General features: G+C 59.4%; 22 protein-coding genes. 7 read left to right on the forward strand and 15 right to left on the reverse strand.

The window, feature by feature from the left end:
• The 4 genes from cysW to ACLBXN_RS10465 all read right to left on the reverse strand — a co-directional run.
• The coding region (cysW, locus tag ACLBXN_RS10450; protein ID WP_447612083.1) for a sulfate ABC transporter permease subunit CysW at window positions 1–931 on the reverse strand (931 nt) is incomplete at its 3' end.
• Window positions 931–1,788, reverse strand: coding sequence for a sulfate ABC transporter permease subunit CysT (gene cysT, locus ACLBXN_RS10455; protein ID WP_003055648.1), 858 nt, complete (start codon window positions 1,786–1,788; stop codon window positions 931–933). The genes cysT and cysW, both read right to left, overlap by 1 nt.
• 168 nt (window positions 1,789–1,956) lie before the next feature.
• Complete coding sequence (locus tag ACLBXN_RS10460; RefSeq protein ID WP_003079689.1) at window positions 1,957–2,958, reverse strand: sulfate ABC transporter substrate-binding protein; 1,002 nt, start codon at window positions 2,956–2,958, stop codon at window positions 1,957–1,959.
• A 218-nt stretch (window positions 2,959–3,176) separates the two neighbouring features.
• Window positions 3,177–3,773 carry an RBBP9/YdeN family alpha/beta hydrolase gene (locus ACLBXN_RS10465; RefSeq protein ID WP_447612084.1) on the reverse strand — a complete coding sequence of 199 codons (597 nt, stop codon included), beginning with the start codon at window positions 3,771–3,773 and terminating at the stop codon, window positions 3,177–3,179.
• A 773-nt stretch (window positions 3,774–4,546) separates the two neighbouring features.
• On the opposite strand from ACLBXN_RS10465, the gene ACLBXN_RS10470 reads away from it, so the two are divergent.
• From ACLBXN_RS10470 to ACLBXN_RS10480, 3 genes are all read left to right on the forward strand, one after another.
• Window positions 4,547–5,122, forward strand: a complete 576-nt coding sequence (locus ACLBXN_RS10470) for a DUF3455 domain-containing protein (protein WP_211456079.1) — start codon at window positions 4,547–4,549, stop codon at window positions 5,120–5,122.
• Between the two features lie 66 nt (window positions 5,123–5,188).
• Window positions 5,189–5,767 carry a sigma-70 family RNA polymerase sigma factor gene (locus tag ACLBXN_RS10475; RefSeq protein WP_211456078.1) on the forward strand — a complete coding sequence of 193 codons (579 nt, stop codon included), beginning with the start codon at window positions 5,189–5,191 and terminating at the stop codon, window positions 5,765–5,767.
• Window positions 5,764–6,492, forward strand: a complete 729-nt coding sequence (locus ACLBXN_RS10480; protein WP_447612085.1) for an anti-sigma factor — start codon at window positions 5,764–5,766, stop codon at window positions 6,490–6,492. The genes ACLBXN_RS10475 and ACLBXN_RS10480 overlap by 4 nt, the downstream gene beginning before the upstream one ends.
• A gap of 247 nt (window positions 6,493–6,739) precedes the next feature.
• Here the strand turns inward: ACLBXN_RS10480 and ACLBXN_RS10485 are convergent, their stop codons facing one another.
• The 10 genes from ACLBXN_RS10485 to ACLBXN_RS10530 all read right to left on the reverse strand — a co-directional run bounded on the left by ACLBXN_RS10485 (window position 6,740) and on the right by ACLBXN_RS10530 (window position 18,393).
• Window positions 6,740–7,036 (reverse strand): hypothetical protein, encoded by a 297-nt coding sequence (locus ACLBXN_RS10485; protein ID WP_407716037.1) that lies wholly within the window; start codon window positions 7,034–7,036, stop codon window positions 6,740–6,742.
• 79 nt (window positions 7,037–7,115) lie between these two features.
• Window positions 7,116–7,898: a molybdopterin-dependent oxidoreductase gene (locus tag ACLBXN_RS10490; protein ID WP_447612086.1), complete on the reverse strand. Its 783-nt coding sequence runs from the start codon at window positions 7,896–7,898 to the stop codon at window positions 7,116–7,118.
• A complete protein-coding gene (locus ACLBXN_RS10495) occupies window positions 7,895–8,548 on the reverse strand; it encodes a cytochrome b/b6 domain-containing protein (RefSeq protein WP_447612087.1) in 654 nt (217 codons plus the stop codon). The genes ACLBXN_RS10490 and ACLBXN_RS10495 overlap by 4 nt, the downstream gene beginning before the upstream one ends.
• Window positions 8,549–8,941: 393 nt before the next feature.
• The gene (locus tag ACLBXN_RS10500) at window positions 8,942–11,146 is read right to left on the reverse strand and encodes a TonB-dependent receptor (RefSeq protein WP_447612088.1); all 2,205 of its coding nucleotides are present in this window, start codon (window positions 11,144–11,146) and stop codon (window positions 8,942–8,944) included.
• Between the two features lie 97 nt (window positions 11,147–11,243).
• Window positions 11,244–12,185 carry a siderophore ABC transporter substrate-binding protein gene (locus ACLBXN_RS10505; protein ID WP_309278436.1) on the reverse strand — a complete coding sequence of 314 codons (942 nt, stop codon included), beginning with the start codon at window positions 12,183–12,185 and terminating at the stop codon, window positions 11,244–11,246.
• Entirely contained in the window at window positions 12,182–12,958 is a 777-nt protein-coding gene (locus ACLBXN_RS10510) for an iron ABC transporter ATP-binding protein (protein WP_447612089.1), read from the reverse strand. Before ACLBXN_RS10510 ends, ACLBXN_RS10505 begins: the two co-directional genes overlap by 4 nt.
• Window positions 12,955–13,911 (reverse strand): iron chelate uptake ABC transporter family permease subunit, encoded by a 957-nt coding sequence (locus tag ACLBXN_RS10515; protein WP_447612104.1) that lies wholly within the window; start codon window positions 13,909–13,911, stop codon window positions 12,955–12,957. Before ACLBXN_RS10515 ends, ACLBXN_RS10510 begins: the two co-directional genes overlap by 4 nt.
• Entirely contained in the window at window positions 13,911–14,852 is a 942-nt protein-coding gene (locus ACLBXN_RS10520; RefSeq protein ID WP_447612090.1) for an ABC transporter permease, read from the reverse strand. The genes ACLBXN_RS10515 and ACLBXN_RS10520 overlap by 1 nt, the downstream gene beginning before the upstream one ends.
• A complete protein-coding gene (locus tag ACLBXN_RS10525) occupies window positions 14,852–16,621 on the reverse strand; it encodes an ABC transporter ATP-binding protein (RefSeq protein WP_447612091.1) in 1,770 nt (589 codons plus the stop codon). Before ACLBXN_RS10525 ends, ACLBXN_RS10520 begins: the two co-directional genes overlap by 1 nt.
• A complete protein-coding gene (locus tag ACLBXN_RS10530; protein ID WP_447612092.1) occupies window positions 16,615–18,393 on the reverse strand; it encodes an ABC transporter ATP-binding protein in 1,779 nt (592 codons plus the stop codon). Before ACLBXN_RS10530 ends, ACLBXN_RS10525 begins: the two co-directional genes overlap by 7 nt.
• 158 nt (window positions 18,394–18,551) lie before the next feature.
• On the opposite strand from ACLBXN_RS10530, the gene ACLBXN_RS10535 reads away from it, so the two are divergent.
• On the forward strand, window positions 18,552–19,169 hold the full coding sequence (locus ACLBXN_RS10535; protein ID WP_211456067.1) for a TetR/AcrR family transcriptional regulator: 618 nt from the start codon (window positions 18,552–18,554) through the stop codon (window positions 19,167–19,169).
• Window positions 19,170–19,417: 248 nt separating this feature from the next.
• A complete protein-coding gene (locus ACLBXN_RS10540; protein ID WP_447612093.1) occupies window positions 19,418–20,038 on the forward strand; it encodes a hypothetical protein in 621 nt (206 codons plus the stop codon).
• A gap of 289 nt (window positions 20,039–20,327) precedes the next feature.
• On the opposite strand, the gene ACLBXN_RS10545 is transcribed toward ACLBXN_RS10540, so the two are convergent.
• Window positions 20,328–20,732 (reverse strand): Imm10 family immunity protein, encoded by a 405-nt coding sequence (locus ACLBXN_RS10545; RefSeq protein ID WP_447612094.1) that lies wholly within the window; start codon window positions 20,730–20,732, stop codon window positions 20,328–20,330.
• Window positions 20,733–21,034: 302 nt separating this feature from the next.
• On the opposite strand from ACLBXN_RS10545, the gene ACLBXN_RS10550 reads away from it, so the two are divergent.
• Both ACLBXN_RS10550 and ACLBXN_RS10555 read left to right on the forward strand, forming a co-directional pair.
• Window positions 21,035–21,817 carry a response regulator gene (locus ACLBXN_RS10550; RefSeq protein ID WP_447612095.1) on the forward strand — a complete coding sequence of 261 codons (783 nt, stop codon included), beginning with the start codon at window positions 21,035–21,037 and terminating at the stop codon, window positions 21,815–21,817.
• Window positions 21,814–23,196, forward strand: a complete 1,383-nt coding sequence (locus ACLBXN_RS10555) for an ATP-binding protein (RefSeq protein ID WP_447612096.1) — start codon at window positions 21,814–21,816, stop codon at window positions 23,194–23,196. Before ACLBXN_RS10550 ends, ACLBXN_RS10555 begins: the two co-directional genes overlap by 4 nt.
• Window positions 23,197–23,319: the final 123 nt, after the last annotated feature.

Raw genomic sequence — 23,319 nt, forward strand, 5'->3', positions numbered from 1 at the left:
ACTTGATCACCAGCGTCACCAGCGCCAGCAGCGCCAGCAGCGATGCCACGGCAAAGGCAGCCGCTGCCTGATAGTCTGCATACAGCACTTCCACATGCAAAGGCATGGTGTTGGTCTGGCCCCGGATATGGCCGGAGACCACGGACACAGCACCGAACTCTCCCATGGCACGGGCATTGCACAGAATCACGCCATAGACCAGACCCCATTTGATATTGGGCAAGGTGACATTCCAGAAGGTCTGCCAACCCGAGGCACCGAGCACGATGGCGGCCTGCTCCTCATCACTGCCCTGAGCCTGCATCAGCGGGATCAGTTCGCGGGCGATGAACGGGAAGGTCACGAACACGGTGGCCAGCACAATGCCTGGCACGGCAAAGATGATCTGGATCTCATGCTTGGCCAGCCAGGGGCCCAGCCAGCCATTGGCACCAAACACCAGCACGTACATCAGACCCGCGACCACGGGCGAAATGGAGAACGGCAGGTCGATCAAGGTCGTCAAAAAGGCCTTGCCCTTGAACTCGTACTTGGCAATGCACCATGCGGCAGCCACACCGAAGACCAGATTCAAAGGCACGGCAATCAGTGCCGTGATCAGCGTGAGCTTGATGGACGAGATCGCATCGGGCTCGCCCAGCGAGGTGATGTAGACATCCCAGCCTTTGCGCAGCGCCTCGCCAAAAACGGACAGCAGCGGCAGGATCAGGAAGACCAGCATGAAAAGCAGGGCCACCGTGGTCAGAACCCAGCGCACCCAGCGCGGCTCGGTGGTGGTCATCTTCTCCAGCTTGGCGCTCTTGGGCGGGGCCGTGATCCTGTACAGCGCGACCAGCACCACCAGGGTAATCGCGACGATGGTGATAAGGTGCGCCCAGATGGGCAGCAGATTGGGGAACAGCGCTTGAATGGCTGCGTGAATCGAAGACATCAGCGGCCTCCCTGCGCCTTGCGCTGCCATGCCTGCAGTGCGTTGATCAGCAGCAGCAATACAAAAGAGATCAGCAGCATCACCACGGCCACAGCCGTGGCACCAGCCACATCGTGTTGATCCAGCTTGGCCATGATGATCAGCGGAGTGATTTCCGAAACCATGGGGATGTTGCCGGCAATGAAGATCACCGAGCCATACTCACCCACGGCGCGCGCAAAAGCCATGGCAAAACCAGTCAGCAACGCCGGGCCGATATGCGGCAGGATGACTTTGTAGAAGATCTGCCAGCGCGATGCACCGAGGCTGGTTGCCGCCTCTTCCAGCTCCTTCTCGAAGTCTTCCAGCACCGGCTGCACGGTACGCACCACAAAAGGCAGGCCGATGAAAATCAGTGCAATGGCGATGCCCTTGGGGTTGTAGGCCATCTGAATGCCCAGCGACTCGAAGTACTGTCCGATCCAGCCATTGCCCGCATACAGCGCCGACAGCGAGATACCGGCCACGGCCGTAGGCAGCGCAAACGGCAGATCGACCAGCGCATCCACCACCTTCTTGCCGGGGAACTGGTAGCGCACCAGCACCCAGGCGATCAGCATGCCGAACACCACGTTCACGCAGGCCGCGATAAAGGACATGGTGAAGGACAGCTCGTACGAAGCGACCACGGCCGGTGCCGAAACCGCAGACCAGAACTGCTCCCAGGTCAGAGAAAAGCTGGTGAACAGCAAGGCCACCAGTGGGATGAGCACGATGATGCTCAGATAGAAAATGGTGTAGCCCAGCGTCAGCCCGAAACCGGGCAACACTCGCTTGGCACTACGCGCCTTGCGGGGGGCTAGAGCAGCAGAGGACATATTCAAAAGGCGATATAGAAAAAGTGATCGCAGCCAACATGCCGGACCTATGAGCAGGCAGGCGCCCCATAGGGACGCCGAGCAAGGGCCGCCCCTAACGCTTGGGGCGTCGACCCCCTCCCGCGCAACGAGAGAGGGGGAAGCGGCATAGCCGCTCAGGGGGTGTCTTTACTTACCGGGCGTATACAGCTTGTCAAACTGGCCACCATCGTTGAAGTGCACCTTCTGCGCTTCGGTCAGGGAGCCGAAGTACTTGGCCACGGTGAACTGCTTGATGGGCTTGAACTGGTCAGCGTGCTTCTTGAGCACCGCTTCAGAGCGAGGACGGATCGCATGCTTGGCTGCGATTTCCTGGGCTTCGTCGGAGTACAGCCATTGCAGATAGTCAGTGGCCAGCTGGGTCGTGCCCTTCTTGGCGACCGTACGCTCGACCACGGCCACAGGGTTCTCGGCCACGATGCTCACCGACGGATAGACGGCGTCGACCTTGCCCTGACCGAACTCACGGTCCACGGACACGACTTCGGATTCAAAGGTGATCAGCACATCGCCGATATTGCGCTGCAGGAAGATGCTGGTCGCATCGCGGCCGCCCTTGCCCAGCACTGGCACGTTCTTGTAGAGCTTCTGCACGAACTCGGCCGCTTGCGCATCGGTGCCACCCTTTTCACGCACCGAGCCCCAGGCTGCCAGATAGGCGTAGCGACCATTGCCGCCTGTCTTGGGGTTGACCACCACGACCTTCACGTCGGGACGCACCAGATCGGACCAGTCCTTGATGTTCTTGGGATTGCCGTTGCGCACCAGGAACAGCATGGTCGATGTCGTGGGCGATGCATCGTGCGGGAACTTCTTGTTCCAGTCCTTGGCGACCACGCCGTTCTGGGCCAGGAAATCCACATCGGTGGTCGTGTTGAAGGTCACCACATCGGCAGCCAGACCGTCGTTGACGGCGCGCGCCTGGGCACTGGAGCCGCCATGGGACTGATCCACCTTGATATCCACGCCCTTGGTCTTCTTGTAATGGGCGATAAAGGCAGCGTTGTAATCCTTGTAGAACTCGCGCGCCACGTCATAGGAGACATTGAGCAGCTGAGTTTGCGCCGAGGCAGCACCTGCTGCTGCCAGTGCGATGGATGCCAACAATGTCTTGAGCTTCACGGAATGCATGGTTCGCTGCCTTTTCTTGAGCAATGTGTATAGATGTACGCATTGTGCGAACGACTCCTTAAAACTCAAAAGAATATATTTTTCTTTGTTTTTCTGAAAATCAATATAAAGAATGAAATAGCTCTCAAAACCCTAGCAAAAATAGCCGCAAACGCTTTGCCATAAAGCGCATGCAGCTATCAAAAATGATTAACAAAAGGCGCTTGCAGCCTATTGCATCAGGCCGCAAGTGCAGTTGCCGGCTCAGACCGTAGCGCTGAAACCGGGGTCTGAGCGTTCCAGCCCCCCTGCTCTGTCAGCGACTGCAGCAGCGCCAGACCCAGCGGCCAGGCGCCAAAGCCCGATTCGATATTGATATGTCCCGCGTTCTGCAAACGCACCAGTTCGCTGCCCCAGGCCCTCGCATAGGCGCCCGCACGGCGAATGGGGCAGAACGGATCATTGCTGCTGGCCACCAGCACACTGCGATAGGGCAGCGGCGCATAGGGCACTGGAGCGAAATCCGCCAACTGGGCACGACGCTCGGGGTCGGCCGGCGCCACCAGCAAGGCGCCGTGCACGCGCGCTGCGGCAGCCTCGCCCAGATGTGCGGTCGTGATGCAGCCCAGGCTATGGGCCACGATAACGGCCGGACGCTCATCGGAGAGCAGGACTCTTTCCAGCTCCGCCACCCAGGCATCGCGGTGCGGCACCAGCCAGTCCTGCTGCTGTACACGCACGGCGCCCTCCAGTTGCTCTGCCCACAGGCTTTGCCAATGGCCAGGACCGGAGTTGCGCCAGCCTGGCACGATCACGATGCGAAACGGGGATGTCATGCTGCCTCCTGTAATCTCGGTGCGCCAGCCGGGCCAGAGGAAAAAGCCCGGCGCGCTCCTGATCTGATAACAAGGCAGTCATTGTGGGCAGGGCCTGCCCAAATCCCAACGAATGTTTTGTTGTTATCTTATGAGCATATGCTTAGTCAGACTGTGCCTGTCCAAAGCACATCGAGCTGCTCACTGACACCGCCTTCTCCGGTGCTGGTGATTCTTGCCGGTCCACTGGTCAGGTGCACTTGGCATCACCTCAGCACTCCGTGAATTAGCTCAATCCCGTGGAGTTCCGCTGCGCTAGCGAAAACAACTGCTGCACACTTTCTATTGCAGAGCGGGACCAGCGTTGAACAGGCCATGCCATCCCTCTCTCACCAAATGGATGATCTGCAAGCTCAGAGCCGCGAGCGTGCTGAACGCGCCATACAAGAATCACAGCAGCTGATTCGATGAGCGTCGAATACAGCTCACATACTTGATGAGTCTTTGCGCTTGACGCCGGGAGCCCGGAAGCTTGGTCGTTCAGGAAATGCGAAGAAACGTCTTCAATACAGAGCCTGACCTGATATCTCTGGGCAAGTCTTGAACATCACGGCCCGGGCGCTCGACCTGCAAACTGCCCGAGAAACGCGCCGGAGGCATATTGCGGCTCAAGCAATCGAAAAAAATTCACATCAAGTGCATCCAAACATCGGTCTCCTGGGTAGTAGCTAAAGCAACACAAGCAATGTGCTGCCTCCGTGAATCTTTCCAACCGATCTAATTGGAGAATCTCAATGTCGACCACTCGCTTCGCATACCGCCTCACCGCTATTGCTGCCATTGCCTCCACCGCAGCCCTGCTCGCTGCCTGCGGCTCGATGAAGTCTCCGGCCAGCACCTTCTCCCAGGCCTCGCTGCCAGCGCCTATTCAGGTTCCATCCGGTCACAAGGTTGCTTGGGAAACGGTAGGCAGTGGCGACATCACCTACGAATGCCGGGACAAAGCCAACGCACCAGGTCAAACCGAATGGGTCTTTGTCGGCCCCGATGCGGTGCTGAAAGACCGCTCCGGCAAAACTGTGGGCCGCTACTACGGCCCTCCTGCTACCTGGGAAGCGAACGACGGCTCCAAGCTCACCGCCACGCAGCTAGCCGTCGCGCCATCTGGTGCCGGCAACCTGCCATACCAATTGGTGAAGGCCAATCCAGCCATGGGTAGCGGAGCACTGGTAGACGTTAGCTACATCCAGCGCGTCGCGCTCCAAGGGGGCACCGCTCCTGCCGATAAGCCTTGCACCACAGCCACAAAGGGGCAAAAGACCATGGTCAAGTACCAGGCCGATTACATCTTCTGGAAACCCACGATGTAAGGCTTTGCAGCGGCATGACTAGAATGGTCGAAGGAGCCATTCCTATTTCCTTTTAATCTTTTATTTGTGCCGCCTGCTGCTGCCCTCCAAGACGACGCTTTCGACCACACTGCTGCGCTGCAGGCCTGTGCGCAAGGTGATCGCGAAGCCCTGCGCGGCATCTATGAACATGAAGCACGCTACCTGCTGGGCGTGGCTCTCAGAATAGTTCGTGACCGCGCAGCAGCAGAGGATGTGCTTCATGACGCTTTTGTGTCCATCTGGGAGCGTGCATCGAGTTTTGACGCCAGCCGCGGCTCTGCCCGTGGATGGATCTACAGCATAGTCAGGCATGCGGCCCTGAATCGCGTACGCGATGGCGCGCGCGAAACCGTGCTTGATGAACCGGCTACAGCGCACCTGGATGCACAGGCAGCTTTAGAGGCCTGGCAGGAAAGTGGCGATGAGCTTGCAAGGCAGGCGTCGCTTGGCCGTCTTGGGCATTGCCTTGACGGCTTGGAGCCAGCGCGCCGTGCCTGTTTGTTGCACGCCTATGTGGACGGCTGCAGCCACAGCGAAATTGCCGAGCGGTTGCAAGCTCCTCTGGGCACGGTCAAGGCCTGGATTCAGCGCGGACTGCGCGCACTGCGGGAATGCATGCAATGAGCAGCGAAACCCAACAACAAACACCTCCAGATGACCTGCATACACAGGCCGGAGAGTATGTACTGGGCACACTCGATGCTGGTCAGCGTCGCACCATTGAAGCGCGCCTGCCGCACGAGCCCGCCCTTCGTACAGCCGTGGACGAATGGGAGCAGCGTCTGTTGCCACTGACCTCGCTCGCCAAGCCTGTCGATCCTGGGGCCAGCCTATGGCAACGCATCGCCGCAAGTATTACGCCGGTAAGGCGCACTCCCACTGAGCCGACCAGAATACGCTGGTGGCAATGGGATAGCCTCGCTCTGTGGCGAGGGTTGACGGGTACGGGTTTCGCCGCTGCTGCGGTACTGGCGACAGTCCTTGTGGCGCGCGAGGCCTCGCCCCCTGCTGCGCCGCGCTACTTTGTGGTGCTCGCGGCACCTCAGAGTCAGTCTCCTGGCTGGTTGGTACAGGCCCAGGTCGAGGGCAGACTCCGTCTGGTGCCGCTAGGTACCGACAATATTCCTGCTGAGAAGTCCCTGCAGTTCTGGACCAAGGCCGACGGCTGGAGTGCTCCGGTATCGCTTGGTCTGGTAAAGCCAGGCGAGGCCATAGAGGTTCCGGTCGACAAGCTCCCTCCCCTGCAGCCCAACCAGTTGTTCGAGCTGACGCTGGAACCCTATGGTGGCTCACCGATTGGGCGCCCCACAGGCCCTATCCAGTTCATCGGTCGAGCCGTTCAGATCTAAGATTTCGTTGGAGGGGAGTTTGAGGCGTTCCACAGCCCTGAGCTTTGCCAGGAACAGGCACCGCCGCTATGGAATTGAGACGAGGCGCGAAGCCGAACGAAGTATGAAAGGCTTCGCGCCAACGTATCGGCGCTCTTACTGCCTGGCGAGCCTGGTGCCCTGTACATCCGAATCCTGTACGACCAAAAGGCAGTTGACGAACCGGGAGTGACAGTCTGCAGGGAACGCTTTGCCACTCCCCGGCTGATTATTTGCTCATGCTGTCCTTGGACATTGAGTCTTTCGACATCGCATCCTTGGACATCTTGTCCTTGCCCATGTGATCCTTGGCAGATTTGTCGCCCTTGGTCATTGCGCCCTTGCCCATTTCTTTGTCCATGCTCATGGCGTCTTTGTGCTTGGAGTCCTTTCCCATGGCAGGCTTTTCCATTGCCATGTGATCCTTGCCCATGGAATCCTTGGTCATCGCATCGGCTGCAAATGCCGAGGCGGCGCTCAGCGCCAGACACATGGAGAGTGCGGTGGTAGTGAATGCGTGTTTCATGATGGTGCTTTCTTGGCTCAGGTGGAAAACGCGGCGTGAGCCGCAGGGGGAACGTGGGAAATAGGAAATAGGTGTTGCGTCAGCTGCCGCCGAACCAGTTGTAGCCCTGGTCTTCCCAGTAGCCTCGGTTGAAGGTGTTGCTCACGAATATGGCCTTTATGTGCTTCGGATTCTTGTAGCCAAGCTTGGTAGGCATGCGCAACTTCATGGGGAAGCCATACTTGGGCGGCAGTGGTTGGCCATCCCAGTCGAGTGCCAGCAGCGTCTGAGGATGCAGCGCCGTCGCCATGTCGATACTGGTGTAGTAGTCGTCGGCGCATTGGAAGCCCACATAGCGGGCTCCGAGGTCTGCACCGACGGCACGTAAAAAGTCACCAAAGCGTGGACCACCCCATTTGCCGATGGCGCTCCAGCCTTCCACACAGATATGGCGCGTAACCTGCGTGTACTGCGGCAGTGCACGCAATTCATGAAGCGTCCAGCGATGCTTGTCGGCCACAAGCCCTGTCACCTCCAAAAGAAAGCTCGCGTCATCCACTTCTGGCACCTTGCTTTCGTCGTAGAAAGCGTTGAATGGAAATGGCCGGGTGATCATCGAGTCCGGGTAAGTGGGGGCGAGGCGTGAGGAGTCAAAAAGCCAGCCCTGCACCCGATCATTGAACTGCGAGATCCGCGTCAGCGCGGCTTCGGCAGTTGCGTTGTCGTCGATGCTGCATCCTGCAAGCAGCCCCAGGCCTCCCAGTGTGAGCCCGCGCGCAAGAAACTTCCGGCGCGATGCCTGTGGCAACTGTCTGCCCAGCAAGTTCCGGGCCTCGGCGACCACGGCTTCGGCGTTGTCTCGATGCCAGATGGAAGTGTTCATGATGTGGTTTCCTTGTTGACCGAGCGCAAGGTGGAGCGACCGAGCAGCATGACGAGCAGCGACCGCGGAACCAACACAACCATAAGAAGGTGAACGGCGACAAAACAGACAATAGCTGCCATGCAATAGAAATGAATGCGGCGGGCCATGTCGTATCCACCCAAAAGCTCACGCAGCAGCGGAAACTGCACCGATTTCCAGATCACGAGACCACTGAGCACCAGCAATATCAAATCCACCACCGCAAAGAGATAGGCTGCACGCTGCACCTGGTTGTAGTGGCCTAGGTCTGCATGCGACAAGCGAGCCGTCAGCGCAAGCCAGGCATCACGCACCATGCCGCGCGCTGAAACGGGGAACATTCGCTGCCCAAACCTGCCAGTGATCAGATTCAGCAGCAGATAAGCAACCCCGTTCAGCGCAAACAGCCACATACCGGCGAAATGCCATTGCAGCGCGCCGCCTAACCAGCCACCCAGCGTGATGTTGTCTGGAAAGGCAAAGTCAAAAATAGGTGATGCGTTATAGATGCGCCAGCCGCTCATCACCATGATCAGCACGGCTAGAGCATTCAGCCAGTGGGTGATACGCAGCCACAGCGGCTGCAGGCAGACACTGCGTTTCGGCGGTTGACGTGTGAGGGAGGACATGGGTGCATTGTTCGGCGCACCTGGTCTCTAAGTCCTCACCGAGAGTTCAATAAATCGTGATATTTGGGCTGCAGATATTGGAGGTCCGATCAATCAACTGTTCAGGGAACAGCTTGAAAGCGGACTACCCCAATCCAGTAGACATTTCCCGGCCCCAAGCCCGGGCGTGATCAAAACCCTCTGGGCTGATGCCACCCAGAGGGTCACCCACCGGTCAGAAGCAGTCCTCATCTTGCGCCTTAAAGGGACAGCAACTGAGACATCAGGTTGCCATCCCCTAACAGCGCCATGGCTTGTCGGCAGGCGGTGCCTGCAGTCAGATCGAACCAAGGCCCCTGTGACTCGGCGCATGCTGAAGGGCAGTGGCTGTGCCGAGTCCAGGCTCCAATCCGATCAGAAATCCATCGTTGCCGACAGCGCAAACGTGCGTGGCGCCCCCAGTGCCAGGCTGGAAAGCAGAGGCATCCCCCAATAGGCCTTGTTGGATGCGTTCAGCACCGCCGCTCGAAAAGTGACAGGCTTGCTGTTGATCTTCGTCGCATAGCGCGCACCGAGGTCGTAGGTCATACGACCTGCCGCCCACAGGCTATTGTCCGCACTGATGTATTGCTTGGAAACCGCCGTTGCATTCGCTGTGACGGTCAGCCCGGCAATGGCCGGCACATCCCATTCCGCCCCCAATTTTCCTTGCAGCTTGGGTACACCCGTGGCGACCTTGCCCTGATTGAGGCCGGCTGCAGTCTGCGTCAGCTTGGGCGTGGTGTATGCAATCCCGCCCATCAGGCGTATGCCACGCAGCGGTGAACCCCAGAAGCCCCACTCGATGCCGCGATTGCGCTGCTCACCGCCAAACGAGAAGATATTCGTGACTGGGTCCGTATAGCTGCTGGGACGAGTGATCTCGAACAGACTGACCGTGTGCGCGAACTCGCCAAGATCGAGTTTCACACCGACTTCCTTCTGCTTGGTTTTGTAAGGAGCAAACACTTCGCCCGCGTTTGCAGCGGTCATGGGTGCGGTTGCGCCCTGGCTCAGGCCTTCAATGTAGTTGGCGTAAGCCGACACATGTTCTGTGGCCTTGAACAGCAAGGCTGCGGCAGGTGATGTGGCGCCTTGGTCATATCGCGAAGTGCGCGCCCCCGTGGTGATGCTGAAGGCATCGCTGACCACTTGCTGGCGCCGCACACCCAGAGTGAGCTGCACGCGATCGTCGGCAAATGAGATGGTGTCCGCCAAGCCAACGCTGGCCAGACGCACCTCTGTGTGCGAGATATGCGGCGCAATAAACGGCGCTTCCGGTCCCCAGACCGGGTTGTAGAGGTTGGTGGTCCAGTCTGCGCCCGGTACGCTGCGACGGCCATAGTCGTCCTGCTTATGGGCATAGTGCGTGGCATTGAGCGCCCATTGATGCTTGATGGCTCCTGTTTGCAACCTGCCCTTCAGGCCAATTTCTGCTGAGCGCTTTTTCTGTTCAAACGCCAGTTGCCCCATGGCTGTCTTGAAATCACCCGCAGCATTGAGTACCTGAGCCGTCATCGCCCCGTTGTATTCATAGTCGGTTCGGCTGACGCCGAATGCTGCATAGGCCATGACCTGATCCGATACATCGAATTCAGCACGCACCATCGCAGCTCTGTCCTTGTTGTGCACATGCGACCAGTCGGGGTTCAGCAACGTCTCAGGCTTCGGCGCTCTGGGAACGGCCACCCCGGGGGCCAGGCTGATGCCGCGCGTCACGCCGTTCACACGGTCATCGCTGGTGTAGAAATCAGCCGAAATACGGGTACGGTCGCCGCGCCAGTCCAGACCCAGCGAGGCAAGCCTTGATTTCTTGTCCTGCTGGTTGACCGATCCTTCGCCGCCGCGGTAGACGCCATTGAAGCGAATACCGAATTGCTTGGCTGCCCCGAACCTGCGCCCCAGATCAACATGGCCGCCAAACTGCGAATCCGACATATAGGTCGTGGTCAACCGCGTGATGGGATCGTTGGTGGCGCGTTTGGGAACCAGGTTGACCGAGCCTCCCACGGATCCTCCAGGGGGCATGCCATTGAGCAATGCCGACGGTCCTTTGAGGACTTCGATGCGCTCGAACATCTCAGGTGTGGTGCGGTAGTACGGCGCCATGCCGTAGAGACCGCCCAGCGTCATGTCGGAGCTGCTCGAAGAGAAGCCGCGAATCGAATAATTCTCGCTCCATGAGGCCGCAACACCATTGCTGAACACCGTAGGGTCGGTGGCAGAGATCACATCGGTAATGGTCTGCGCCTGACGATCCTGCGTGAACTTATCGGTATAGCTGATAGTGTTGAAGGGTGTCTCCATGAAGTCCTTGTCACCCAGCAAGCCGACACGACCGCCGGAATTGACTTGGCCACCTGCGTAGGGAGCAGTCACTGGAGCAATTTTTTCCTGCACGGTGACCTGCGGCAGCGTGGCCTCGGCTTCGCCGACTTGCGTCTGAGCCTGTGCCGTACCGGCCAGAAGGCCGCCCATCGCCAATCCCAGCAGCACATGAGGACACACCACATTGCGTCGGCGTGCAAACGGGGGATTCTTTAGAGAATTCGATGAAATGAGACCTGGGTTCTTTGGCATACCCGATACCTGTAGATGAATGCATGGCGCTTGAGTTGCGCATGCGAGGAGAACTGCTGGCTGGGGATGAACCTGGCTACGAGAAAGAAAGAGGCAATCAGTGCGGATAGCCCTTGAGAACATCGCGCATCAAAATCTTCAATGCGGTGGGGCTGGCACCGGTGATGTACCAGGCGTCTGCATCGACAAACACCACGCGTCCGTTCTTCCAGGCCTTGGTCTGGCGCAGCAACGGGTTGGCAATGCCATCGGCATTGATGACGGGGCGGCGCTCCATCACGGCGGTACGATCCACCACATACAGGATCTCCGGATCGGCCTGCTGGATGAACTCGCTGGAGATGGGCTGCCCGTGCAGACTGGTTTCCAGCGCGGAGCTTGCGGGCTTCACGCCCAGCGCGCTGAATACAAAGCCGTAGCGCGATTGCTGGCCGAAGGAGCTGAAGCTTCCGTTGTTGTGCAGCACGACAAGGGCCTTCTCTGGCCGACCTTGCGTGATACGCCGCACCTGCTGGACTTCAGCATCCAGTTCGGCAGCTTTGGCTCTGGCAAGGCCTTCCTTGTTGAAGATGCGACCCAGGGTCAGCAGATGGTTCTTGACAACCTCGATATGGCCTTTCTCGCTGTTCTTGAAGTCCACCTCGTAGTACAGTGCGGGCGCTATTTCCGTCAATTCCTCGTAGCTGGCGGCCTGCAGCGATGTCATCAGGATAAGGTCCGGCCGCAACGCATGCACACGCTCCAGATTGGGCTGCACAATGGCACCGAGGTCCTGTACCTTGGCGTCGGCCTTGTACTTGGCGAGGAAATGCGGAACGTAGTCCTTCACCATGCCTGCCACGGGCACACCAAGCTGGTCGAGAAAGTCCACCTCGTTCATCTCCAGCGCCGCCACACGCTGCGGCAGGCGCTTGATCAGCGTGCTGCCCAGTTTGTGCCGGATGGAGATAGGTTCATAGGCATGAGCCATGGAAGCCATGGAGGACAAAGCCGCCATAGCGGTAGCAGAGAGCAGGATTTGCCTGCGCGATGAGTTCATGAGTGATCTTCCATGGAGGTGAAGTAATTGCAGAAACAGCCACGCTGGTTGTGCGTGATCTCGAAATCCAGCCCGTACAGATCGGCCATGCGGGACTCGGTCACTACCTCCCGAGCTGGCCCACTGAAGCACAGTGCTCCGCTCTTGAGGGCAACGATGTGATCCGAGTAGTTCGCCGCAAAATTGATGTCGTGAATCACCAGAATCACGGTACGGCCCTGTTCGTCACAGAGGCGACGCAGTGCGCGCATGATCTGTACGGCGTGCCTCATGTCGAGGTTGTTGAGCGGCTCGTCAAGCAGCAGCACATCCGTCTGCTGCGCAATCGTCATCGCGAGAAACGCCATCTGACGCTGGCCTCCACTGATCTCGTCGATGAACGCGTGTCGCAGCGGCTCCAAGGACAGAAAGGCGATTGCCTCATCTATGGCACGGTGGTCCTGGACAGTCAGCGCACCACGGCTATGCGGGAAACGTCCAAAAGCGACCAGCTCTTGCACCGTCAGACGCATGTTGAAGCCCGGTGCCTGGCGCAGCGTGGCGACATGTCTCGCGTATTCGGCAATCGGAATCCGGCTGGCGTCACGCGCTTGCCAGTGAACAGCCCCGCTGCTGGGCTCCAGCAGGCGCGCCATCATCATGAGCAGCGTGGATTTGCCCGCGCCGTTGGGCCCGATCAACGATGTGACACAGCGCTGCGGGAACTCCACGCTCACGTCTGACAGCACGGCCCTGCCGCCATATTGTTTCGAGAGACGGTTGACACCCATCATGCTGCACCCCGTTTGCGCACAATCAGTGCCAGGAAATACACACCACACACCAGATTCACCAGAATGCTGACGGTGGTCTTGTAGTTGAAGACATGCTCGACCAACAGTTGAGCGACAAGAAAAATGACAATGGCAACCGCACACCCCAGCGGCAGCGTGACGCGGTGGCGTGAATGCGGCACCAGGGCATAGACGATGTTGGCCACAAAGATGCCCATGAAGGCCGTGGGCCCCACGAGACTGGTGGACAGCGCCACCAAGATGGCGGTCAGCGCGAGATAGAGCTGCAGGTAGCGCTCGTGCGGTACGCCCAGAGAAATGGCCTGATCACGTCCCAGAGCCAGCACATCCAGTACTGCCAGCGTCCTTTTGACTGCTGCGCAGGCGATCCCCACGACGATGGCGGCGTAGAACAGTGTCTCGGGCTTGGCGCGATTAAAAGAGGTGTAGCTCACCCCCTGAAACACGGCGAACTCGCCGGGGCTGATGCGTAGCTGCACAAATTGCGTGAACGTGCCTATCACCATGGTCAGCACCAGACCGAGCAGAAGCAGCACATACACATCATTGCGGCCACGGCGCAGCAGCCACCACTGCAACGCCCATGAATAGGCCAGCATCAGCAACACTGACACGAGAAAATTCCCGCGCGCACCCAGCATGGCCAGCCCCTGCGCACCCAGCAGCAACAGCAGCAGGGCTTGCCACAGCAGATACACAGCCTCGTAGCCCATGATGGCTGGCGTCAGAATACGGTTGTTCACCAGCGTCTGAAACACGATGGCCGACACTGCCACGCAGATGCCGCCAATCGCAATCGACGCAAGACGCACAAGCCGCTTGGGTATCACGTAATCCATATCCAGCCCGGATCCCATCAGCACAAACAAAAGTGCCAGGGCAACCATCACGAAAGCGACGACCCAGCAGGTCCTGGTCAACGACATGCGCATCACCGAAGCCCCCGCACGATCAGGCACAGGAACATCACGCCGCCTGCCGCGCCTGCGGTAAGACCGATGGGCACCTCGAACGGATACATCACCAACCGTCCGGCGATGTCACAGGCCAGCAGCAAGGAAGATCCTCCCAAAGCCACCAATGGCAGCGTGCGCCGCAGGTTCTCGCCACAGCGCAAGGCAACCAGTTGCGGCACCACAAGGCCCACAAAAGGTATCGCCCCCACGGCAATCATGGTGGCCGATACCGTCAATGCCACCAGCACCAGGCCGACGACGGCGGTGGACGCATAACCAAGGCCCAGACTTGTGGCCATGTCTTCACCCATGCCCAGCACGGTGAAGCGCTGCGCATACAGATAGGCCAGTATCACTACCGGGAAAATGATGTAGAGAATCTCGTAGTGCCCCTGCACCACGCGCGAAAAGTCACCCAACAACCAGCCCTGCATGCTTTGCAGAATGTTGTGGCTGTAGGCGTAGAACTCGGCGAAGGAAGCAAGCACGCTGCCGTACATCAACCCGACAACTGGCACCAGCACCAGATTGCGAAACCGGATGCGGCGGATCACGGCAATGAACAATATGCTGGCCAGCAAGCTGAACACCAGTGCAAACAGCATTCGGCTCATGGTTCCCGCAGCGGGCATCAAGGTGAGCGCCACCAGGATGCCGAGCTTGGCTGCATCCAGGCCGCCTGTAGTGCCCGGCTCCACAAACTTGTTGCGCACGATCTGCTGCAGAATCACTCCGCACACAGACAGACCTGCGCCCGTCAACACCAGCGCTGCCAAACGCGGCAATCGACTTGCAGTCAAGGTGAGCCAGGTGTCGCCTGACAATGAAAGCAGGTCTGACCACACCATCTGCCGCGCCCCCAGCAGCACGGACACCACGCACAATGCAGCAAAAACCAGCACCCAACGCCCACGCATCAAACGGCATCTCCGGTCTTTTGCGCAGCAGCCATGCGCCAGCCTTTGGCCTCACGATGCCGTGCGAGGAACTGGGCATAGCGGCCTTGCTTTGCCTGTAGTTGTGCAGGCGCTCCGCACTCAACCACAACGCCGTCCTCGAGCACCACGATCTGATCAGCCATGGCAATGGTGGAGAGCTGATGGGCGATCACGATCAGCGTGCGTTTCCCCTTCAGCCTGGCCAGGGCTCTCGCGATGATGAACTGATTCTCTGCGTCCAGCGCGGCGGTGGCCTCATCCACCAGCAGGATGGGGGATTCCTTGATCAACGCCCGCGCAATCGCAACACGCTGACGCTCTCCGCCGGAAAGGCGCGCGCCGTTCTCACCCACCAGGGTCAACAGCCCTTGCGGCAGACGCGCAATGACTTCGTCCAACCCGGCCTGCTGAGCTGCTTGCAGCACCTGCGCATCACTGGCATCAGGTCGGCCAATGCGAATGTTGTCGGCGATGCTGCCGCACAGCAGATGGCTATCCTGGAAGATCTGGCTGATCTGTCCAGCCAATTGCGCATCCCCCATGTCACGCACATCCACACCTCCAATCAACACCGCTCCCTGCGTGGCATCGAAAAAGCGGGCAATCAAGCGCATCACCGTGGACTTGCCGGAGCCGGAGGCTCCGATCAGCGCCGTCATGCTGAGCGGCTCTGCACGCAGACTCACGCCACGCAACACTTCGTCGGGGGATTCGGGGTACTGAAACCGCACATCGTGCAGCTCCACGCAGGGATCTCCCGCGGGAATCACCTTCCCAGGCTGCAGCAGCGGCTGCGCAGCAAATAGATCCCGCACCGCTTTCAGCTGCGCTCCAGCACTCCGAAGCACTTCGGCATAACCGGCAATTTCCTGCAAGGGCTCCAGCCAGCGCACCAGCAGCAGCAAGGAGACTGTGAAGCCAATGACCTCCGCATTGGACAAGGCATCACCCGTCGCCGCATTCAAGCCAGACACGGCGACCAACAGCAGCGCGGCAAAGACCAGTTGCACAGCCCAGATGCAAAGCACGGAAGATAGCGACGACAACACCATCAGCCGCAGCCCGGATTGCCGCTGCGCAGTGATGGCATGCTCCAGAAAGCGGGTGCTGTTGCCATCGCCACTGAACGCACGCAGCACGGATTGGGCCTGTGCGAACTCGACCATACGTTGGCTGGCCCCGGCAAAATCACGCTGGAAAGCAGCATTGGCGCGTGCCGACATGGAGGATGCCCACGCGAACGCTCCCGCGAGCAATGGCAACGCGATCAGCGCAACGAGCCCCAACAGCGGACTCCATGCAAAAAGCGCCAGCAACACGATCAGGGCTGTGGCCACTCCACTGATGAGTGGCGTAAAAACATGCGCTGGCAGTTGCGCAATACCCATCATCCCCTGTGTCACCACATGGCCGATGCGTGCGGTATTGCCTGGCGTATACCAGCCAACAGGCAGACTCGCCATGTGATGGCCCAGCCGGTGACGTCCACTTTGCAGAACCGCCACGCCCACACGGACGCCAGCCTGCTCCACTGCCCGACGGAGCATCCAGGACAGAAACACACCGAGCAGCAGCGCCACCAGCCACCCGATGGCCGAGCGCCAATCAGCGCGCAACCCATGCTCCAGCATCGGAGCCAACGCCGCCATGGCCAGCCCACACAGCACGCCATAGGCCACAGCCAACCACAGGTAGCGGCGCAGCAGGCGAACATCATCACCCAGCAGTTGCAGGAAGGTCTTCAGCATGCCAGCTCCTTCTTCTGCACAGGGCTGGCATAAGCGCCAAGCCGCCACAACCGCGCGTAGAGCCCGTCCTCAGCGAGTAACTGTGCGTGGCTGCCTTGCTCCGCAATCTCACCCTCGCGCAGTACCAGAATGCGATCCGCATGCATGATGGTGTCCAGCCGATGCGCAATGACCAGCAAGGTGCGTCCGCGGGCAAAGCGCGAAAGCGCATCCTGAATGGCGGCTTCGCTTTCCGCATCGGCAGAAGCTGTGGCTTCATCCAGCACGAGAATGGGTGGGTTCAGCAGCACGGCCCGGGCAATGCTCAGGCGCTGGCGCTCGCCACCGGAGAGCTGCGCATCCTCCCCCACCACGGAGTCGTAACCGCGCGGCAATGCCAGAATGCGATCGTGGATATTGGCTGCTCGCGCCGCGGCCTCAATCTCCTGCATGGAGGCCGACGGGCGGGCCAGTGCAATGTTCTCGCGCACACTGGCGTGAATCAGCTGTACTTCCTGCAGCACGAAGCCAATGCGTTGATACAAGCTTGCGCTGGAAATCTGCCGCAGATCGGCTCCGCCCAGAGTGATAGAGCCTTGCACCGGATCGAAAAACCGCAGCAGCAAACGAGCCAGGGTGGATTTACCGGAACCCGAGGGGCCGACCACCGCTGTGACAGTACCGGGCTGCAAATCAAAGCTGACGCCGGACAGCACCTGCGGCCCTGCCTCATAGGCATAGGCCACTTGCTCGAAACGCACGACGTTGCCTTCAGGAAACGATTGCTGCCCGGCGGCCGGCTGCGGCAGTACCGGAGTGTCCAGCAACGCAAGCACCCGCTGGGCGGCAGCCGTTGCACCCTGCAGGTCATGCAGCAAGGTATGCAGGAGCAACAACGGAGCACATATGCCTGGCGCTACCAATGCGAAAGGCAGCACATCCAAAGGCTGCATCCACCCCATGGCGACAAAGGCCGTGCCGGAGACCACAACCACACCGAGCACAGTCACAGGCGCAATCAATGCATGCGCACGAGCCATGGAGATCACCAAAGGGCGAGTGAAATCCGCAAAGACCCTGGCGAATCCATCAACAGCATCTCTGTAGCCCGCATGCACCGGATTCGGGCCACCAAAGGCCTTGACAACCGGAATCGCACCCGCGAACTCCACCGTAGCACTGTTGATTCGCCCCAACTGCGCCACAAACTCCTGCATGTGGGCACTGCCGACTTTCATCGCGCGTTTGAGAAACACGAAGAAACCAGGGAAAGGAAGCAGTGCAAATATCGCCATGCGCCAATCCAGCGCAAACAGGTAAATCACTGCGATCGTGATCGCTCCGACGGCACGGCCCACTGCGGTGTAGAAGTGGGCCGTCAGGCTGTGCAGCGTCGAAATATCGTCCTGCAACGCCTGTTTGACCTCGCCCGAGGCTCGTTCAGTGAACCAGCCCAAAGGCACCTGCGACAGACGCCTGATCACTGCAATGCGTAGATCGTAGGTGAGCCGGTTATCTGCCAGATGTGCGATCAGCTCCCCGGCGACCACAAAAGCCATGCCCGCGAGCATGCACAGCACAGCGACAGTGACTTGGCCCCCTATGCCACCAAAGTCTTCAGACATGGCCTGCCTGGCGATGGACGCAATGACCGCCAGTGGCACCAGCGTGAGCATGGTGCCTAGCGCGGCACTCAGGCCCGCCAGCGCCAAGCGCCCGCGAATAGGCGCAAATATCCGAGCAATCGGCTGGGGAGGGCTGGCGGATTCGGCCAGCGATTCAGAGGTAGACATTCGAAATCAGGAAAAGCCAGCGCTCACGCAGATGCGAACGGAAAGCTCAACAGGAATTAGTTGCATGATAATAAACTAATTAAAAATGATTCCAACAATAGGTCCATGAAAGGTGAGCCCATCCCCGACAATCTGGTTCACAGACCGAGAAAAAGCGTATGACCCACACACCCAAGCCGTCGAATCGTGGAAGACCACGCTCCATCACCAGAGAAAAAATTGCAGACGTCGGAATTTCCATCGGCCTTCCGGACATCACTTTCGTTGGCGTTGCCGCTGCATTGGGTGTCAGCCACATGGCGCTCTACAAGCATGTGCCGAGCCTGGAAGCACTGAAACACCTGATTGCCGAGGAGATCTTCAGACGCTGGGAACTGCCGCAGGCAAGCAGCCCGCAAAAGATCGGGCTGGAGGAATACCTTGTCGGATTCACGGCATCCACACGGCAATTCGTGAAAGCCCACCCAGGCGTCACACCTTTTGTGATTCGTCGCCTGGCGGCCACGCCAGCCATGCTGGAGAAGATCAGCACCCATCAAGCGCATATTGCGCAGGCCTACGGCATCACCAATGAGCAGTCACGCTGGTTGCTCTCGACCGTGACTTTCTTTTGCATCTCGGCCGCCGACACGGTGTACTCCGCAGCCCGGCTGGAGCCACTTGACGGGGCAGACGGGCAACTGGAGGAGGCAGAGATGGAGACTGAATTAGTCGAGGGAACCCGGGCCTTGATAGTGGGAGCACTGGGGCTGCTCAACAGCAGGCCACATCCCTGAAGCAGCGCTGGCATCGGCAGACTTCGGAGGCCTGGGTTGTCGAAAAGCTTCAGCAGCAATGACCAAAACGGTTAGCGGAAACGCAACCGACTCCCAGATTGTCAGTCCGCATGAGAAGCTCATTCCCTTGACTGCCCCACCCCAGCTCACAGGCACCTGCCCTCAAATGCAGGCGAGGCAGAGCCTGTGACTGCGCGGCTGCGCCCTCCCCCATCACAAATGGCCAGTGCGTCGGGTGCAGTTGACAGTTGAACGGCAAGCAGCAGAATCGCCAACTTTTTTACGACAGGATGCCTCTTATGCGACGGGTTGTGATTCTGGGTAATGCTGGCAGCGGGAAGTCCACGCTTGCTCGTGCATTGGGTGCACGCCTTGATCTGACGGTTGTCCACCTTGACACGCTGTTCTGGGAACCCGGCTGGATCGAGTCCGCGACTGAAGATTTCCGGGAACGGATCCGCAGCACAACGCCAGCTGATGCCTGGGTCAGTGAAGGTAACTACGCACGACGCACTTTTGACTTGCGCTTGCCGCAGGCAGATCTGCTCATATGGCTGGATACACCGAGATGGACCTGCCTGTTGCGAGTGGTGAAGCGAAACCTGATGAATAGTCCACGAGCCGACCTTCCAGCAGGATGCACAGAGAAGCTCAACCGGGATTTCCTGATTTTTCTAAAGTTCGTATGGCAATTTGATCGAGTTTCTCGCCCTGGTATCGAGGCGAAACGCCTGGAGATTGGTCCGAAGGTTCCTGTGGTGCATCTGCGCGGAGCGCGGCAAATCGCCTCTTTCCTCAATGCGCTGCCTGCCGCATCGGCAGCCAGGAATAAGGCCCTCTCTGAGACCCTGGCTCCTGGGCACAAATAGCAGACCTGCATTGATGCCGTTGCTGTGCCATTGCAGATGAGGCTGTTTGCCCTGAGCCACCAAAATCAAGGACGTCATGGTCACCATGACTTGAAGCGGCGCGCAAATTCTGCGCATAGGGCTGCCCGCTAAAACCTGCGTACCAGCCCATGCCGCCAGTGCGCTCGTGATGATCAAGGATCGGCAAAAGCGCCCACAAACTCAATGACCATCACCGGTCATGCCGCCTCCTCGCGGCCGTCCATGGGGAGCCTCGACCTCATCGCCACGCCTGTGCGGCGCCGGCAGACTATTCGTCGGCCACCTCAAAGCAGTTCTCCCCGGCAAAGATATCCGTCAAGGCAGCTTTCAGTGCCTCATGCTCGCTGGTCGGAAGGTCAAAGACGATGGACAGATGCTCCAGCCCATCCATCCTCCTTGCAGCCTCGCATTTGAATATGACCTCCGCACGAGAGCGCTTGAGCACAAACCGCCCAATGCCTCCATAGCATGAGCTCTGCTGCCCGCCCCACTCGACATGGTAGGTATCCATTCCAAGCACTTCATCCTGCTCGTCCTCATCCTCTTCAAAGGAGCGTTGCAGCATCAGGTACTGCTCGGTGTCATGCTTTTTGTCGGCAAAGCCGACAAGGTGGCACAGGCCTTCCGGGTCTTCGGTAACGACGCAGGTTGCGGTGAAAAAGCGCTGGTTCATCGGGTTGTTCTTGAAGGTTCAGGGCAGCAATAAGGTTGGAGCCGGAATCTTATGGCCGGAGCGCATTGATTGCGAGCGTCAGCGATCGGGTCAGAGCGGACAGCTGGCAAAGTCTGCTGCCCATGCCGCATGTACTGCAGCTCCAGGAACGGGACCCGTGCGCGACCGGTCGTCTGGTCGCGCGCCTGTGCGGAGTTTGACGGTTTGGCGGGCGGATCGCCAATGAAGGCATTGCTTGATCGCCAGACCCCGAGCAAAGCTATTGGGCTTCAGAGGACGCGGCACCTCGCTTCAGTCTTAAAATGAATGAAAATCAATATCATTCTGTTTGCATGAACTCCCAGAGCAACATCCTGATCGTTGACGATCACGCGAACATTCGGGAGCCCTTATCGACCTTCCTGCGCCGCTACGACTTCGAGGTCGAGACAGCTGAAGACGGCAATGCCATGCGCAGCTGCCTGCAGAAAAGTGACTTCGACCTCATCGTTCTCGACGTCATGCTCCCGGGCGAAGACGGCTTCTCGTTGTGTCGCTACATTTCAGAGCACGTCGGCACGCCGGTCATTCTGCTTACAGCCATGACCGATGAAGCGGACCGTATTGCCGGACTGGAGATTGGAGCAGACGATTATGTGGTCAAGCCTTTCAATCCTCGGGAACTGGTGGCACGGATACGCAGCGTGCTGCGACGCAAGTTGCGGACGGAGAAAGACGCAGCCCAGCGACTGAATGCGCCCGCGCCGTCCCGGCAGCACGAATACCGGTTTATCTTCAGCGGCTGGTCCCTGGACACGCGCACCCGCGAGTTGCGCGACCCCGGCGATCAGAGCATCGCACTGAGCACCGCCGAGTTCCATCTGCTGCGTGTGCTGGTCGAGAATGCCGGTCGTGTGCTCAGCCGCAGCCAGTTGCTGGACCACACGCAGCGCGCTGACGCGGTGAGCTTCGACCGTAGCATAGACAGCCAGATCAGCCGGCTGCGCAAGAAGCTGGAGCCCGATTCGCGCCGGCCCCATTTGCTCAAGACGGTGCGCGGAGACGGCTATATGTTTGCCGCCAAGGTGGACGCAGAGTGGGCATGAGGTGGCTGCCACGCAGCATTTCAGGGCAACTGCTGGCACTGTGGATCGTGGCCATCCTGGTGGCCCACCTGATTGCGGTGCTGGCCCTGTCCTGGTGGCGTTCCGACAATATTGCCATTCATCCGCTCTCGGCACGCACGATAGAGACCCGTATTCAGGCTGCCTACAAGGCGGCAAGCCACGACCAGCCCGTCAATCAGTTGCTGGAAGACATCAGCCTGCCCGAATCCGAGTTCCGTCTTTTCACTGCGCCGCGCGTCAAAGGTGAAGACAGTCGCTGGAGCCGGCAGGAACTTGCCTTGGAGCAAGCCATTCGCGCCCGGCTGGAACTGACTCCCGAGACGCCGCTTCATGTGCGCCTGCTGAATGTCCTGCCCGGCGTATCGGGCCAGGCCGACAGGCGCAACTGGATTGAGAAGGCCTTCAGAAGCCGCCACGCGCTGGCCATGGATGTCGAAGTGCTATTGCCCGGGGGCCAATGGCTCTATAGCAGGCACTGGCCGACGCCCGTGCCTGCGCACTGGAGCCGCGTGCTGAGCTTTTCGCTGCTGGTAGGCACCATCCCCGCAGCCATCATCGCGCTGCTGTTCGGCCGCCAGATCATGCGCCCGCTTGCCGAGCTGACCGAGGCCTCCCGGCGCGTGAGCCGGGGCGAGCGCGTGGTCCTGCCCCAGCCCGGTGGACTCAGTGGCGTGCGCGACATCGTCCAGGCCTTCAACGACATGCAGGACAGCCTGGTGCGCTTCGTCAACGGGCGCACCCAGATGCTGGCCGCCATGGGCCACGACCTGCGCACGCCGCTGACGTCGCTGCGCATTCGCGCGGAGTTCATTGAGGACGAGGCCTTGCGCAATGCCATGATCGCCACGCTCGACGACATGAGCGCCATGGTCTCGGAGACCCTGCGCTTTGCACGCGACGAAGCCCATCAGGAGCCGACCCAGGAGGTGGCCATGGACGCGCTCATACAGCAAGTCATCGATGCCCAGTCGAACAGCGGGAAATCCGTGCGCCCTACCCTGAGGCTCGATGCCGGGCTGCATTACCGCTGCCGACCGGTAAACCTCAAGCGCGCGCTGCACAACATCATCGACAACGCCGCGCGCTATGGCGAGGTGCGCGTGGCCGCCATGCTGGACGACTCCCGCCGGGTGCTGCGCATCGCAGTGGACGACGACGGCCCGGGCATTCCCCCCGCGCAGCTCGAGCATGTGTTCGAGCCCTTCACCCGCCTGGATGCGGCGCGCAGTACACACAGCGGCGGCGTCGGCCTCGGGCTGGCGATTGCGCGCTCGTCCATACGCGCCCATGGCGGCGATGTCACTTTGCACAACCGGGTCGAAGGCGGCCTGCGTGCTCTCATCGAAATGCCAGTATGAAAATATGAGCTGCTACCGATTGCTATTACTGTATTTCAGAATAAAAAATATCTGAAATACATATATAGCAAGCGATACAAGCTATGTTTTTATTGCTTCCAAACGAAGTAGACGAGAAAAGCG

Source organism: Comamonas sp. C24C, from assembly GCF_053345995.1.

Bases quoted from the DNA above. Each gene is read 5' to 3' on its own strand.
- cysT (WP_003055648.1), bottom strand. From the start codon at position 1,788: ATGTCCTCTGCTGCTCTAGCCCCCCGCAAGGCGCGTAGTGCCAAGCGA.
- ACLBXN_RS10460 (WP_003079689.1), bottom strand. From the start codon at position 2,958: ATGCATTCCGTGAAGCTCAAGACATTGTTGGCATCCATCGCACTGGCA.
- ACLBXN_RS10465 (WP_447612084.1), bottom strand. From the start codon at position 3,773: ATGACATCCCCGTTTCGCATCGTGATCGTGCCAGGCTGGCGCAACTCC.
- ACLBXN_RS10470 (WP_211456079.1), top strand. From the start codon at position 4,547: ATGTCGACCACTCGCTTCGCATACCGCCTCACCGCTATTGCTGCCATT.
- ACLBXN_RS10480 (WP_447612085.1), top strand. From the start codon at position 5,764: ATGAGCAGCGAAACCCAACAACAAACACCTCCAGATGACCTGCATACA.
- ACLBXN_RS10485 (WP_407716037.1), bottom strand. From the start codon at position 7,036: ATGAAACACGCATTCACTACCACCGCACTCTCCATGTGTCTGGCGCTG.
- ACLBXN_RS10490 (WP_447612086.1), bottom strand. From the start codon at position 7,898: ATGAACACTTCCATCTGGCATCGAGACAACGCCGAAGCCGTGGTCGCC.
- ACLBXN_RS10495 (WP_447612087.1), bottom strand. From the start codon at position 8,548: ATGTCCTCCCTCACACGTCAACCGCCGAAACGCAGTGTCTGCCTGCAG.
- ACLBXN_RS10500 (WP_447612088.1), bottom strand. From the start codon at position 11,146: ATGCCAAAGAACCCAGGTCTCATTTCATCGAATTCTCTAAAGAATCCC.
- ACLBXN_RS10505 (WP_309278436.1), bottom strand. From the start codon at position 12,185: ATGAACTCATCGCGCAGGCAAATCCTGCTCTCTGCTACCGCTATGGCG.
- ACLBXN_RS10510 (WP_447612089.1), bottom strand. From the start codon at position 12,958: ATGATGGGTGTCAACCGTCTCTCGAAACAATATGGCGGCAGGGCCGTG.
- ACLBXN_RS10515 (WP_447612104.1), bottom strand. From the start codon at position 13,911: ATGCGCATGTCGTTGACCAGGACCTGCTGGGTCGTCGCTTTCGTGATG.
- ACLBXN_RS10520 (WP_447612090.1), bottom strand. From the start codon at position 14,852: ATGCGTGGGCGTTGGGTGCTGGTTTTTGCTGCATTGTGCGTGGTGTCC.
- ACLBXN_RS10525 (WP_447612091.1), bottom strand. From the start codon at position 16,621: ATGCTGAAGACCTTCCTGCAACTGCTGGGTGATGATGTTCGCCTGCTG.
- ACLBXN_RS10530 (WP_447612092.1), bottom strand. From the start codon at position 18,393: ATGTCTACCTCTGAATCGCTGGCCGAATCCGCCAGCCCTCCCCAGCCG.
- ACLBXN_RS10535 (WP_211456067.1), top strand. From the start codon at position 18,552: ATGACCCACACACCCAAGCCGTCGAATCGTGGAAGACCACGCTCCATC.
- ACLBXN_RS10545 (WP_447612094.1), bottom strand. From the start codon at position 20,732: ATGAACCAGCGCTTTTTCACCGCAACCTGCGTCGTTACCGAAGACCCG.
- ACLBXN_RS10550 (WP_447612095.1), top strand. From the start codon at position 21,035: ATGAATGAAAATCAATATCATTCTGTTTGCATGAACTCCCAGAGCAAC.
- ACLBXN_RS10555 (WP_447612096.1), top strand. From the start codon at position 21,814: ATGAGGTGGCTGCCACGCAGCATTTCAGGGCAACTGCTGGCACTGTGG.